The sequence below is a fragment of the Microbispora catharanthi genome (genome assembly GCF_006334915.2).
In the GTDB taxonomy this organism is placed as follows: domain Bacteria; phylum Actinomycetota; class Actinomycetes; order Streptosporangiales; family Streptosporangiaceae; genus Microbispora; species Microbispora catharanthi.
The window spans coordinates 110,610-124,654 of record NZ_VDMA02000022.1 but is presented as its reverse complement, the minus strand read 5'-3'; the positions used below and the strand labels follow the sequence as shown (position 1 = coordinate 124,654).

The following is a 14,045-nucleotide window of genomic DNA, read 5'->3' as shown; positions in this document are numbered from 1 at the left end:
CTGACGAGCGGATACGAATCCGAAGGCCGGGCGAGCGCGTCCGGTGATGCCGGGACGGGGCGGCCCGTCCCGGCACTCCCGGGGGTTCAGCCGACGGCCGGAGGAGTCCAACCGGCCGGGATGCGGGCGATGCGGACACGTTGCGGGTGGTCGCCGACCGGCACCGAGGTGATCTTCTGCCCGGTCGCGAAGTCGATGGCGGTGACCCGGTCGGCGCCGCTCTCGGAGATGACGCAGGCCCGCCCGTCGCCGCTGACGGTGGCCCAGTAGGGCTTGGACGCGCTCACCAGCGGGCCCTCCTGCAGCGTGGCCCGGTCGACGACGGTGGCGTAGTCGTCCATCGTCGCGGCGACGCAGAGCCTGTCGCCGGCGGGGTTGATCGACAGCCCGTGGTGCCGGGAGTCGTTCACCCAGGTGGTGCGGTCCTCGCTGGTGGCCGGGTTCTTCGGCAGGGTCTTGATCCGCGTGATCTTGTCGGTGGCCGTGTCGTACTCGGCGAAGCCGTTGAAGAACGAGACCTGGAAGTACAGCTTCGACTCGTCGGGGGTGAAGACGGCGGGCCGCACCGCGTCCGACAGGTCACCGCGGCCGAAGGCGTTCAGCCGGTCGCGCATGTCGATGGTCCTGACGACCTTGTACGTCGAGGCGTCCGCGATCGTGATGTGGCGGTCGCCCTTCAGCCAGTCCTGCGACGGGCTGTCGAAGTCGTTGTTCACCTCGCCGATCGACATGTTCCAGATGTATTTGCCGCCGCCCGTGAAGATGTTCTCGTGCGGCTTGTCCCCCGTGCCGAACGAGCCGAGCTGCCTGCCGGTGTTGATGTCCAGGACGTGCACGGTGTTGGAGGTGGAGGCCGACACCGCGACCCGGGTGCCGTCGGGCGACACGGCCATGTGGTCGGCGCGGAAGCCGGAGACGGGGAACCGCCATCTGAGAGCCCCGGTGGCCAGGTCGATCGACACCACGTCGGCGAAGCTCGGGCGGGAGACAACCATGGCCGTGCCGTCCGGGGTGGCGTACATGTCGTCGACGAACTGGTCGTGCCCTTCGCCGGGCCCCTGCCGGATGCCCAGGAAGAAGGCCAGCTTGATGGGGTTGAGGTAGATCTCGGCCAGCCGCCGGGCCTTGTCGGGGATGACGTTGATCCGGCCGATCCTGGCGAAGCTCCCGCTCGACTCGATGACGTCCGCGGTGCCGTCCCAGTTGTTGCCGACGAACATCACCTCGCGCAGTCCGTCGGCGGCGCTCGCGGGACCGGCGGGAACGCCGCAGACGACGGCGCCGGCGACCGCCACGGCGGCGGCGAGCAGGGATCTGCGCAGGCGTGCGAGGGCCGAAGCGTGCATGTTCTTCCTCCGGGGGGGTGGGAGGTGGGCGGAGAGCGAGCATGGCCGGCCGAGCGGTCCGCACGCCTTCGCCCGCGGACCGCGCAAGTCTGAACATCTTGATATTCAGACTTGTTACTGGATGGTAGGCACGTCTGACGCGCGCGACAAGGCCCAAAATTCATGCATCACGGATGCGGAGGACGCGGTGGCGGGCAGGATCACCCCGGCGGCGGGCCGGTACGGCGGCAGGTCGGCGGCAGAACGGCAGGCCGAGCGCCGCGGGCGCTTCTTGAAGGCGGGCCTCGACCTGTTCGGCGCCGGCCCCGGCTACCGGGCCACCCGGATCACGGACGTGTGCCGGGCCGCGGGCCTGTCCAGCCGCCAGTTCTACGAGGAGTTCCACACCCTGGAGGACCTGCTGGCCGAGCTGCACCTGTACGTCAACGACGCCGCCCAGCAGGCCGTCCTCGACGTCCTGCCCCAGGTGCGGCACCTGGAGCCCATCGACCGCTGCACCCGGCTGTTCCGCGCGTACGCCGCCGGGGCCACCGCCGACCCCCGCCACACCCGCATCGCGTTCGTGGAGATCATCGGCGTCAGTCCCCGGCTCGACCGCCAGCGCCTGGACCGCCGCGCCCGATGGATCGACTTCCTGTGCGAGCAGCTGGACGACGCCGCCGGCCGCGGCGAGATTCCCCCGCGCGACTTCCGCGTCACGGCCGCCGCGTTCATCGGAGCGATCAACGGGCTCATGCACGACTGGGCCGTCGGCTGGGTCGACGCCACCCGCGACCAGATCGTGGACGAGCTCCTGCTCATGCTCCTGGGCAGGCTCCAGGTCCCCGATGAAGATGAAGAGGTAGACGGCTGAACCGGCCGACGGCGAGGCCCGCCCCGCCTCCTGACCCACCGGCCCTTGAGGATGCCGGCCTCCGTCCTCGGTGGCGATAAGCGGTGGCGGCCCCTCCCCCGTGGCGTGAGATCCTGCATCACCCACCCCACCCCGGGACCGGCCAGGCGGCGGAGGCCAAGGAGAGACCGGCATGAGCGACAGGACCGCGCTCGGCGACCGCATGAAGGCGTACGAGTACGTAACCAGGAGTGTGCTGCCGCGCCGGGCGTACACGATCCTCCGCGTGGACGGGCGGGCGTTCCACACCTTCCTCCGCGACGCCCGGCGGCCGTTCGACCGCGCCGTCATGGACGCCATGAACGAGGTCGGCAGGGCGTTGTGCGAGGAGATCACCGGCAGCGTGTTCGCGTACGTCCAGTCGGACGAGTGCAGCGTCCTCATGACCGACTTCGCCACCCCGTCCTCGCAGCCGTGGTTCGGCGGCGTGACGCAAAAGATCGTCAGCGTGGCCGCGAGCATCGCGACGATCACGTTCGACGAGGCGTACGTCACCGGCGGCGCCGACGGCCGGCGTGCCATGTTCGACGCCCGCGCGTTCACCCTCGCCGACCCTTTCGAAGTCGCGAACTACTTCCTGTGGCGGCAGAACGACTGCGTGCGCAACAGCATCACCATGGCCGCCCAGGCGAAGTTCTCCCACCGGGAGCTCCACGGCAAATCCACCGGGCAGATGCAGGAGATGCTGTGGGCCGGCCACGGCATCAACTGGAACGACTACGAGGCCGGTGCGAAGCGGGGCCGCGTCGTCGTCCGGGAGACCGGGCAACGCGAGGTCGCCTACCGGGACGGCCGGACGGGGCAGACGGAGACGGTCCTCGCCGCGCGGTCGTGGTGGGAGGCGCAGGCGGCGCCGCGCTTCACCGCGGACCCTGCCGGATGGCTCGCCGCCGTGATCCCCGCCATGCCGTCGCTGACCGCCGGGAGGGCCAGATGACGCTCGGCCTGCCCGGGATGCCGCCTCACGGCCGGGTGGGCGGCGGCGCCGTGCTCTCGCGGACGACAAGGCGGGTGGGGACGAGCTCGGTGCCGGGCCGGGATGCGCCGCCCTCGCGGATCTGCCGCAGGACCCCCTGGACGCAGCGCCTGCCGACCTCGGCGAAGTCCTGGTGGACAGTCGTCAGCGGAGGCACGAAGCAGGAGGCGTCGGGGATGTCGTCGAAGCCGACCACGCTGATGTCGGCGGGGACCGCCCGCCCCCGCTCGTGGAAGGCGCGCAGCAGGCCGAGGGCCATCTGGTCGTTGGAGGCGAACACCGCCGTGCAGCCGGGTTCGCCCGCGAGCGCCAGCCCGGCGGCGTAGCCCGACTCGGCCGACCAGTCGCCGTGCAGCGGCGGGGGCACAGGACGTCCCGCCTCCTCCAGGGCCAGGCGCCACGCCTGCGCGCGGCGCTGGCCGGCGAAGGACGTCTTCGGGCCGGTGACGTGCCAGACCGTCTCGTGCCCCAGGTCGAGGAGGTGGCGTACGGCGAGCCGGGCGCCTTCGGCCTGGTCGGTGTCGACGACGCTGTAGCGGTCTCCGGCGTCGGAGTCCACGACGACGACGTGGACTCCGGGAGGAAGCGTCACCGTGCCCGCGTCGAGCAGGTGGATCTCGATGATGACGATGACGGCGTCGACTGCCAGCTCGCCCATCCGGGTGAAGGCGCCCAGCACGTTGTCCTGGGTGGGGATGCCGATGGGGATCAGCGTGATCGCGTAGCCCTCGGCCGCGGCGTGGGTGGCGATCGCCTCCACGGTGCGGCTGTTGCCGGTCGAGGCCAGCCCGAAGAGGATCACGCCGATCGTGTTGAACTGCCCGTAACGCAGCGCCCGGGCGGCGCTGTTGGGGCGGTAGCCCAGCTCCCGCATCGCCGCGAGCACCTGCTCGCGGGTCGCGCCGACGACGCCGGGGTGGCCGTTGGCGACTCTGGAGACCGTCTGGGACGAGACGCCCGCGAGCCTGGCCACGTCGGCCATGGACACCCGCTGCTTACGGCGCCCGCCCGGGATGCCCGAGCCGCCCCGCTGCGCGCCGCCCGTCGGCGCCGGGACCTGCCGGGCCGGGCCGTCCGGATCCATTCCTGTGTCGCTCCCGCCTGCTCGTCCCCGTCGCCGGAGATCGTACGCCGCGATCCGACCGGGCGTGACGTGGGGAGCCCTTGACCTCTCGTAGGACGGGTGCCACCATACCGCAGCAGAAGTTTACGTAAACATAACCTCGGCGACTCGAGAAATCACCCTCCGCGACAACCGAGCCGTGCTCGTTCGCTCGCGATGTTCACGTAAACATGCTCGTGATGCCACGTAAACGAGAGAGTCACGGCCGGTAACCACGCCGCGGAGAGGAGCGAGCCGGTGGTCTCGGAAGGGTATTCGAACGCTCGGGGGGTCTTGGCCGCCAGACGCCGGTCGTGGGTGGGCTGGCAGTTCGTCGGGCCGTTCATGGCGGTCTTCGCGCTGGTCTTCCTTGCCCCGATCGCGTACTCGATCTACCTGAGCCTGTTCCGCACCCGGCTCATCGGCGGGACCGCCTTCGTCGGCGCCGACAACTACCTCAAGGTCCTGCAGGACCCGCAGTTCTGGTCGGCGTTCGGGCGCGTCGCGCTCTTCCTGGTCGTCCAGGTGCCGATCATGTTGTTCCTCGCGCTGCTGGTCGCGCTCGCGATCGACAGCGGCAGGCTGTACGGGTCGGCGTTCTTCCGGATCTCGGTGTTCCTGCCGTACGCGGTGCCCGCGGTCGTCGCCGCGCTGATGTGGGGCTTCATGTACGGCACCAGGTTCGGCCTGGTCGGCAACATCAACGAGGCGTTCGGGCTCTCGCTGCCCGACCCGCTGTCGCCCGACCTGGTCCTCGCCTCCATCGGCAACATCGTGACCTGGGAGTTCGTGGGCTACAACATGCTGATCCTCTACTCGGCGCTGAAGGTGGTGAACCCCTCGCTGTACGAGGCCGCCGCGCTCGACGGGGCCGGCCAGCTCCGGATCATCTGGGCGATCAAGCTGCCCGCCCTGCGCGGCGCGCTGCTGATCGCCACGATCTTCTCGATCATCGGCAGCTTCCAGCTGTTCAACGAGCCGAGCATCCTCAAGACGATCGCGCCGAACTCGGTCACCACCTACTTCACGCCGAACTACTACGCCTACTCGCTGTCCTTCGCGGGCCAGCAGTTCAACTACTCGGCGACGGTCGCCATCGTCATGGGGATCATCACGATGATCGTCGCCTACCTCGTCCAGCTGCGCGGCATGCGGAAGGCGGTCTGAGCCATGGCGACCTCCACTCCCACCGCCGACCGAGCGCCTCGTCAGAAGAGCGTCGCGGCCCGGGGCCCCCTGGTCGTCCGGAGGCGCCGGTCCGCGCCAGGCCGCCGCAGCGCGACGCTGACCGTGCTGACCGCGCTCATGCTCGTCTACACGCTGCTCCCCCTGGTGTGGCTGATGATCAACGCCACCAAGACCCAGGAGGGGCTGCTGGGCTCCTTCGGCCTGTGGTTCAACGGCGACTTCGCCCTGTTCGACAACATCGGCACGACCTTCACCTACAAGGACGGGATCTTCGTCCGCTGGCTGCTCAACACCCTGCTGTACGTGGTCGTCGGGGCGGGCGGCGCGACCCTGCTGGCGACGCTCGCCGGCTACGGGCTGGCGAAGTTCGACTTCCCCGGCAAGAAGGCGGTGTTCGCCGTGGTGATCGGGGCGGTGGCGGTGCCCGGCACCGCGCTCGCCGTCCCCACGTTCCTGATGTTCGCCAAGATGGGCCTGACCGACACCCCGTGGGCGATCATCATCCCGTCGCTGGTCTCGCCGTTCGGCCTCTATCTGATGTGGACCTTCTCCACCGACGCCGTCCCGAAGGAGATCCTCGAGTCGGCGCGGGTGGACGGCTCGGGCGAGTTCCGCACCTTCTTCCGCATCAGCCTGCCGCTGCTGGCGCCCGGCCTGGTCACGGTCCTGCTCTTCAACGTGGTCGCGACCTGGAACAACTACTTCCTGCCGCTGATCATGCTGAAGGACCCCGACTGGTATCCGCTCACCGTCGGTCTCAAGGAATGGAACCAGCAGGCTCTCACGGCGGGCGGCGAGGCCGTCTTCAACCTCGTGATCACCGGATCGCTGCTCACCGTCGTCCCGCTGATCGCGGCGTTCCTGCTGCTACAGCGCTACTGGCAGTCGGGCCTGGCCGCCGGAAGCGTCAAGGAATGACCGGTCGCGGAATATCCGGCACGGAATGACCGGCACGCCATGACCGGCACGCCATGACCGGCACGCCATGACCGGCACGCCATGACCGGCACGGCATGGCCGCTCCCACCGACGTCTGTCTCCCCCGATGATCCAGAAAGGCACATCCCATGGCGATAACCCGCCGTCGCGCCCTCCTGCTGGGCGCGGCCCTGACCGTGTCGATCACCGCCGCCGCCTGCGGCTCCGGCGACGACGGCTCCTCCCCGGGCGCCGACGCGGCCGCCCCCGCGGCGTCCGCGGCCGTCTCCGACGCCGACATCCAGAAGGCGCTCGACACCGGCGGCTCCATCACCGTCTGGGCGTGGGAGCCGACGCTCAAGCAGGTCGTCGCGGACTTCCAGGCCAAGTATCCGAAGGTCAAGGTCAACCTCGTCAACGCCGGCACCGGCAACGACCAGTACACCGCCCTGCAGAACGCGATCAAGGCCGGCTCGGGGGTCCCGGACGTCGCCCAGGTGGAGTACTACGCCCTGCCGCAGTTCGCCCTCGCCAAGTCGGTCGCCGACCTCGGCGCCCTGGGCGCGGGCAAGCTGGACGGCACCTTCACCCCCGGCCCGTGGAGCTCTGTGCACGTCGGCAACGGCATCTACGGCCTGCCCATGGACTCCGGCCCGATGGCGCTGTTCTACAACAAGGAGGTCTTCGACAAGTACGACCTCAAGGTGCCCACCACCTGGGACGAGTTCGCGGCCGACGCCGAGAAGCTGCACAAGGCGAACCCGAAGGCGTACATCACCAACGACACCGGTGACGCGGGCTTCACCACCAGCATGATCTGGCAGGCGGGCGGTAAGCCGTACACCGTCGACGGCACCACGGTCGGGATCGACTTCGCCGAGCCGGGCACGCAGAAGTTCACCGCCCTCTGGCAGAAGCTGATCGACGGCAAGCTGCTCGCGCCGGCCACCAGCTGGAGCGACGCCTGGTACAAGGGCCTGGGCGACGGCACCATCGCCACCCTGGTCATCGGCGCCTGGATGCCCGCCAACCTCGAGTCCGGGGTCAAGGCCGGGGAGGGCAAGTGGCAGGTCGCGCCCATGCCGCAGTGGGAGGCCGGAGGCAGGGCCACCGCCGAGAACGGCGGCAGCTCGCTGGCGATCCCCGAGGCCGGCGCAAACAAGAACCTCGCCTACGCCTTCCTGAAGTACGCCAACGTCGACGAGGGGGTGCAGACCCGGGTCGACGGCGGCGCCTTCCCCGCCACCACCGCCCAGCTGCAGGACCCGAAGTTCCAGGACAAGGAGTTCCCCTACTTCGGCGGCCAGAAGGTCAACCAGGTGCTCGCCGAGTCCGCCTCGCAGGTCGTCAGCGGCTGGTCCTACCTGCCCTTCCAGGTCTACGCCAACAGCATCTTCAACGACACGGTCGGTAAGGCGTACACGTCGTCCACCACCCTGCAGGACGGCCTGAAGGCCTGGCAGGACGCCTCCCTGAAGTACGGCGAGGAGCAGGGCTTCACCGTCAAGTAGCAGTCACCGTGGTCACCGGCGCCATCGCTGCCGCCGTTCCGCGGGGAGCGCGGCGGCAGGACGAGCCCCCAACCACCGGCCCGAGACCATCGGTGTGAGACCCGGCCCGCGCGTTCCCGGCGCCACGCGCCGATTCCACCGCGCCGATTCCACCGCAGCCGGATCACCGCACCACCGCATACGTACTTCCGCGGCACCGCCGACCGGCGGCGCCGTCCCGGCCACCGACAGCCGATCCCCCGGCACGGCTGCCGGTCCTTCCCCAAGAGGAAGCACGAGAGGAAGCACGAGAGGAAGCACCATGCGCTCCCACCCCCGCAACCACCCCGGAACGCACTCCCGCCGCCGTTCACCGGCCCGCGCGCTCACGGCGCCGGCAGCGGCCGGCGGGAAGAGCACGTAACCATCATTGGAAGGAGTCGTTGTGAACGCTGACCGGCACCGTTGGGTGCGCTGGCCGTCCGACCCCGGAAGGGCCCGCCTGGGGTTCGGGGCCGACTACAACCCCGAGCAGTGGCCCCGGGAGGTCTGGGACGAGGACATGCGCGCGATGCGGGCGGCCGGGGTGAACATCGTCTCCTTGGCGATCTTCTCGTGGGCGCGGATCCAGCCGAGCGAGGACGTCTGGGACTTCGACTGGCTCGACGAGGCGATGGACCTGCTGCACGCCCACGGCATCGCGGTCGACCTGGCCACGGCCACGGCCTCGCCGCCGCCGTGGCTGAGCGCGAATCACCCGGAGATCCTCCCCGTGGACCGGCAGGGCCACACGGTGTGGCCGGGGGCGCGGCAGCACTGGCGGCCGACCTCGCCGGTCTTCCGCCGGCACGCGCTGCGGCTGACCCGGGCCCTCGCCGAGCGCTACGGCGGCCACCCCGCCCTCGCCGCCTGGCACATCTCCAACGAACTCGGCTGCCACAACGTCTACGACTTCTCCGACGACGCCGCGGCCGCCTTCCGTGAGTGGCTGCGGGCACGGTACGGCACGCTGGACGAGCTGAACCGCGCCTGGGCGACCTCGTTCTGGTCCCAGCGCTACAGCGACTGGGCACAGATCCTGCCGCCGCGCCTGGCGGCCTCCTACCCCAACCCCACCCAGCAACTGGACTTCAAGCGCTTCTCCTCCGACGCGCTGAAGGACTACCTGCGCGCGGAACGCGACGTCCTGCGCGAGCTGACCCCGGACATCCCCGTGACCACGAACTTCATGGTCATGGGCGAGACCAAGGGCATGGACTACGCCGACTGGGCCGCCGAGGTGGACTTCGTCTCCAACGACCACTACCTGCTGACGGGTCCCCAGGCCCAGGACGAGCTGTCCTTCTCGGCGAACCTCACCGGCTCGCTCGCCGGCGGCCGGCCGTGGTACCTGATGGAGCACTCCACCAGCGCGGTCAACTGGCAGCCGGTCAACCTGGCGAAGAAGCCCGGCGGCATGGCCCGCGACTCGCTCACCCACGTCGCCTACGGCGCCGACGCCGTCTGCTTCTTCCAGTGGCGGCAGTCGGCGGGCGGGGCCGAGAAGTACCACTCGGCGATGGTCCCCCACGCGGGCACCGACAGCGACGTGTTCCGCTCGGTCGCCGACCTGGGCGCCACCCTGGCCGCCCTCGCGCCCGTCGCGGGCACCCGGCGGCTGCGCGCCCCCGTGGCGGTCGTGTTCGACTGGGACTCCTGGTGGGCCGCCGAGCTCGACTCCCATCCCACCTCGCTGCTGCGCTACCGCCAGGAGGCCCTCGACTGGTACACCGCGTTCCTCGACGCGGGGGTCCGGGCGGACGTGGTCGACGTGGACGACGACCTCAGCGGCTACCGGCTGCTCGTGGCCCCGATCCTGCACGTCGTGCCCGCCGCTCTGGCCCGGCGGCTGGAGGACTACGTCACCTCCGGCGGGCACCTCGTCACCACCTACTTCTCCGGGGTCGTCGACGAGGACGACCACGTGTGGCTCGGCGGCTACCCCGGGGCCCTGCGCGACCTGCTCGGCATCCGCATCGAGGAGTTCGGCCCCCTGCTCGACGGCGAGGCCGTCGACCTCGACCTCGGCGTGACCGGCACCCTGTGGACCGACCGGATCGACCTCACCGGCCCGGCGACCGAGGTCCTCGCGACGTACAAGACCGGCGACCACGCGGGCCGCCCCGCCGTCACGACGCGCCGTACGGGAGCGGGCTCGGCGTCGTACGTCTCCACCCGGCTCGGCCCGGAGGGCCTCGGGGTCGTCCTTCCTCACCTGCTGGACGCCGCCGAGATTGCCTCGGAGCTGCCGCCCGAGGCCCGCGGCCTGGTCGACGTCGCCGTCCGCACCGACGGAACGGACGACTACTGGTTCCTGATCAACCGTACGGACCGGCACGTCGACCTGTCCGCGATCCCCGGCGACCCCCTCCACGGCCCCGCCCTGGCCCGGGACACGACCCTGGCCCCCCGGCAGGTCCGCGTCCTGCGGCGGCCCCGCCCATAGCGGGGCCCCCGCCGGCTGGCGCCGTCCCCTCCGCCAGGAGAGGATGACGGGGCGACGAGGGTCGGGCGCTGCACGCGCGGTCCACCGTCCTCGCACCGAAGATCACGGTCAGCGGATCGTTCTCGGGAGAGGCACATGGGAGAAGTCGTCATCGTCGGAGGCGGCCCCACCGGGCTGTGGCTCGCGGCGGAGTTACGTCTCGCGGGGGTCGAGGTCACGGTCCTGGAGAGGCGGGCGGAACGCGACCCCCACTCCAAGGGCTTCACGATCCACCCTCGCACGATGGAGCTGTGGGCGTCGCGCGGCGTCGGCGAGTCGTTCGTCACGCAGGGCAGGCGGGTGCCGGACTCGCATTTCGGTCTCCTCGACCATCGGATGGACTACGGGACGCTCGACACCCCTTTCCCGTACGTCCTTCTGCTCGCGCAGCCGAAGGTCGAGGAGCTGATGGAGGGCTACGCCCGCGACCTGGGGGTGCACGTCCGGCGCGGGCACGCCTTCACCGCGTCGACCCAGGAGACGGACCGGGTCGTAGTGCGGGCCGAGGGCCCGGGAGGGCCCTCCACCATGGAGACGGCGTTCCTGGTCGGCTGTGACGGAGCGGGCAGCGCGGTCCGCTCGGCCGCCGGGATCGGCTTTCCGGGAACCGGCTCCACGGCCTACGCCTGGGTCGCGGACGTGACGCTCGACGATCCCCCGGCGGTGCCGTACTTCCAGAAGACCAACGAGGCCGGCCAGGTGCTGGTCGTGCCCATCGGCCCCGGCCTCCACCGGGTGGCGGGCGTCGACGGCGCAGGCGTCCTCGGGTACGAAGGCCAGCCTGCGGAGAAGGAACTGCGCGCCTGGCTCGTGGCCGTCGCCGGCACCGACTTCGGCCTGCACGACCCCGTCTGGGTGTCCGGCACGGGATCCGCCTCGTGCCTCGCCGACCGATACCGCAGCGGCCGCGTCCTCCTGGCCGGAGACGCCGCGCACCGCCTGTTCCCGGCCGGGGGCATGGGCCTGAACGTCGGCGTGCAGGACGCGTGGAACCTCGGCTGGAAGCTGGCCGCCACGGTGCGGGGATGGGCTCCCGACGGGCTGCTGGACAGCTACCACGCGGAAAGGCATCCGGTCGGCGCGGCCACGCTGCGCCTGACCCGGGGGCAGACCGCGCTCATGACGACGTTCACGCCCGAGACTCTCGCCCTGCGGTCGGTCCTGGACGACGCCATCGCGCGGGTGCCGGAGTTCTCCCGCTTCCTGGCGGAGCAGGCCTCCGGCATCGGCGTGTCGTACGGACGGGGCGCCGGTGATCACCCGCTCGTGGGGACACGGGCTCCGGACCTGCGACTGTCCGGCGGGCCGGGGCTGTTCGCGCTGCTCGTCCCCGGGCGCTACGTGTTCCTCGACCTCACGGGGACGGGCCGCGCCCTGCCCGGCCGGGTGACCACGTCCCCGGAACCGCCCACGCCGCCGGGACTCGTCGTGTGCGCGGACGAGCCGGTCGAGTCCCGGGCCGGATGGCGGCGGGTCCGCGCCGCACTGATCCGTCCGGACGGGCACGTCGCCTGGGCCTCGGAGGAGGACGACGACGCAGCCCTGCGGTCCGCGGCGGCCACGGCCCTCGCCGCCACGACACGCGTCAGGACGCCCGGTTCCTGACCGCCTCCCGCAACGGCGGACGATTGTCACGACGGCGACGACACCCGCACCGAAGGCCTCACCCGGCGGCCGGACGGCTCGTCGGAGGTCAGGATCAGCGGGGCGCGTCCGTGATGACGGCGAACACGCCCCGGGCCTCGGCTCCGTCCGGCAGCCGCCAACCGGCCGCGACGTGACCCAGGACGTCGGCGACGCCCGCGCTGTCCGCTTCGCCGGGCCGCAGGACGCGGGTCACCCGCATGGTCAGCCGTCCGCCCCGGCCGCCGTCCACTGCGCCGTCCACTGTGGCGTCCGCTGTGCCGTCCGCCGTGGCGACGTCCGCGACGATGTCGGTGGCGTGCGGCGCGTCGGCAACGGCGGTCGGCCGGATCGGGCCCGGCGTGGCGGCTCCCGTGAAGCTTCTGGTGACCGACGGGTCGGGGGTGTCGCTCTCGTTCTGATCCTGCGCCTCGACGTCCCCCACGAACAGGGCGTGGAGTTGTGCGGCGAGGACCGGATCGTGGGTGCCGTCATAGATCCACCGGCGTCCCAGGACGCCGTGCTCCGTCGTCCCGATGAGAGCGCGATCGGCCCCCTCCAACGGCGCTCCCCGATAGGTGAGCGGCACGTGATAGGAGACGGGACGGTCGCCGGACACGTCGGTGACCACCATGAACTCCATGCCGACCTCGCCCTGCGGGTCGTCGAGCCGGAAGCCCCCGGCCTTCGTCAGCTCCGGCCGCCGCCCGTCGCCTTCGTACCAGGGCTGGGTGGGAAGCCACGACGTGAGCAGCTCCAGTTTGCTGGGCGTCAGCGTGGTGTGATGGATGACAGCCATACCGTGGAGCCCCTTCGTCGGCGTCCCGTCACCGTTCTCCCCGGCGCGACCGCCCGGGGCCGATCATCGTCTCACACGGCCCGCGGCGGCTCTTCACCTGCTCCCCCATGCGGGGGAGCCGAGTGGTTCCCGCGGGGGAGGCCGGCGCCGGCGCTCGCCGGAAGGATCTCGACCATGCACACGGGTTGGACACAACGGTGAAGGGCACCGCGACACCGGTCGGGACGGGCCAGGTCGGAGCCGGATGGACCGCGGCGCGTGTGGTGGCCGGTTACGGCGCCGCACTGTCGCTGTCGCTCTATCTCGCGGTGAAGGTCGTCTGGGTGGTGGCGGCGCTGCTCGGGCACACGCCGTCCACCTTCACGGACGGCGACTGGGTCCTGCTGAACGCGGTCACCGTCGCCATGTCGATCGTCGGCATCGCTTTGGGGCTGGTCCTCGCGCAACGATGGGGCCGCCGCGTCCCGGCGCCGCCGCTGGTCTTCTTCGCCTGGATGGGAGCGGGATTCCTCATACCGATGATCCCCTACATGCTGTTCAGCGCCGTCCTCGGAGGCAGCGCGGGAGGCGGCGACTCCGGCGGCGGGGATGCCGCCCCATCGTGGGAACTGGTCTTCATCGGTATCGGATTCGCGGGCATGGCCCTGGGACTGGCCATAGCGCTCCCCGTCTACATGCGGGAAAGGTGGCCGGCCGCGTTCCTCGGACGCGTCGGTGACCGCCCTCCCTCGCCCCTCGGCCGATCCGGTCTGCGAGCTCTGTACATCCTGGTCGCGGCGCCGGCCCTCCTATGGACGTATTGGACGGCGGGCGGAACGCTCGGCCTCTCCCCCGCGCACCGCGACCTGATGGACGTCAACGGACGACTGCTCGCCGGCAACTCCGCGCTCTGGGCCCTCATAGGCGCCGCTGCGATCCGCACGATCGCCACGGGACGGCCGAGGATGCCCCTGTGGATCCCCATGGCGTTGGCCTTCACATCGTCGGGTTCGCTGTTCGCGTGGGCGGCGTGGAAGCTTCCGTGGGCCCTCCTCCGGCCGGGCGGCTACGCGGCCGCCGAATATCCGGCCGTTTCCGTCGTCCAGCACGGGCTGGGCGTCATCGCCGGAATCGTGATGCTGGCCGCGCTACTCAAGGCCGCGCGAACGCGCCGGAGCGAGGTCGGGTGACCCACGCCCCGGCGGCCC

At 71.0% G+C, this 14,045-nt stretch carries 11 protein-coding genes; 8 read left to right on the top strand and 3 right to left on the bottom strand.

Annotation, left to right across the window (positions count from 1 at the left end):
• Nucleotides 1–86: 86 nt before the first annotated feature.
• Nucleotides 87–1,346, bottom strand: a complete 1,260-nt coding sequence (locus FH610_RS33185) for a YncE family protein (protein ID WP_139579179.1) — start codon at nucleotides 1,344–1,346, stop codon at nucleotides 87–89.
• A gap of 187 nt (nucleotides 1,347–1,533) precedes the next feature.
• Here FH610_RS33185 and FH610_RS33180 point away from each other — a divergent pair, with 187 nt between their 5' ends.
• The gene (locus FH610_RS33180) at nucleotides 1,534–2,199 is read left to right on the top strand and encodes a TetR/AcrR family transcriptional regulator (RefSeq protein ID WP_205826248.1); all 666 of its coding nucleotides are present in this window, start codon (nucleotides 1,534–1,536) and stop codon (nucleotides 2,197–2,199) included.
• A 172-nt stretch (nucleotides 2,200–2,371) separates the two neighbouring features.
• The gene (locus tag FH610_RS33175) at nucleotides 2,372–3,175 is read left to right on the top strand and encodes a tRNA(His) guanylyltransferase Thg1 family protein (RefSeq protein WP_139579177.1); all 804 of its coding nucleotides are present in this window, start codon (nucleotides 2,372–2,374) and stop codon (nucleotides 3,173–3,175) included.
• A 25-nt stretch (nucleotides 3,176–3,200) separates the two neighbouring features.
• On the opposite strand, the gene FH610_RS33170 is transcribed toward FH610_RS33175, so the two are convergent.
• Nucleotides 3,201–4,298, bottom strand: a complete 1,098-nt coding sequence (locus FH610_RS33170) for a LacI family DNA-binding transcriptional regulator (RefSeq protein WP_205826247.1) — start codon at nucleotides 4,296–4,298, stop codon at nucleotides 3,201–3,203.
• A gap of 312 nt (nucleotides 4,299–4,610) precedes the next feature.
• On the opposite strand from FH610_RS33170, the gene FH610_RS33165 reads away from it, so the two are divergent.
• The 5 genes from FH610_RS33165 (at nucleotide 4,611) to FH610_RS33145 (ending at nucleotide 12,041) form a co-directional block, all read left to right on the top strand.
• The gene (locus FH610_RS33165) at nucleotides 4,611–5,483 is read left to right on the top strand and encodes a carbohydrate ABC transporter permease (protein ID WP_240809340.1); all 873 of its coding nucleotides are present in this window, start codon (nucleotides 4,611–4,613) and stop codon (nucleotides 5,481–5,483) included.
• A 3-nt stretch (nucleotides 5,484–5,486) separates the two neighbouring features.
• A complete protein-coding gene (locus FH610_RS33160; protein WP_139579176.1) occupies nucleotides 5,487–6,422 on the top strand; it encodes a carbohydrate ABC transporter permease in 936 nt (311 codons plus the stop codon).
• Nucleotides 6,423–6,571: 149 nt separating this feature from the next.
• Nucleotides 6,572–7,933 carry an ABC transporter substrate-binding protein gene (locus tag FH610_RS33155; RefSeq protein WP_139579175.1) on the top strand — a complete coding sequence of 454 codons (1,362 nt, stop codon included), beginning with the start codon at nucleotides 6,572–6,574 and terminating at the stop codon, nucleotides 7,931–7,933.
• A 424-nt stretch (nucleotides 7,934–8,357) separates the two neighbouring features.
• The gene (locus tag FH610_RS33150) at nucleotides 8,358–10,397 is read left to right on the top strand and encodes a beta-galactosidase (RefSeq protein WP_205826246.1); all 2,040 of its coding nucleotides are present in this window, start codon (nucleotides 8,358–8,360) and stop codon (nucleotides 10,395–10,397) included.
• A 15-nt stretch (nucleotides 10,398–10,412) separates the two neighbouring features.
• Complete coding sequence (locus FH610_RS33145) at nucleotides 10,413–12,041, top strand: FAD-dependent monooxygenase (protein WP_276607722.1); 1,629 nt, start codon at nucleotides 10,413–10,415, stop codon at nucleotides 12,039–12,041.
• Between the two features lie 94 nt (nucleotides 12,042–12,135).
• On the opposite strand, the gene FH610_RS33140 is transcribed toward FH610_RS33145, so the two are convergent.
• On the bottom strand, nucleotides 12,136–12,858 hold the full coding sequence (locus FH610_RS33140; RefSeq protein ID WP_139579173.1) for a maltokinase N-terminal cap-like domain-containing protein: 723 nt from the start codon (nucleotides 12,856–12,858) through the stop codon (nucleotides 12,136–12,138).
• Nucleotides 12,859–13,043: 185 nt separating this feature from the next.
• Here FH610_RS33140 and FH610_RS33135 point away from each other — a divergent pair, with 185 nt between their 5' ends.
• The gene (locus tag FH610_RS33135) at nucleotides 13,044–14,027 is read left to right on the top strand and encodes a hypothetical protein (protein ID WP_139579172.1); all 984 of its coding nucleotides are present in this window, start codon (nucleotides 13,044–13,046) and stop codon (nucleotides 14,025–14,027) included.
• The last annotated feature ends 18 nt before the right edge of the window (nucleotides 14,028–14,045 follow it).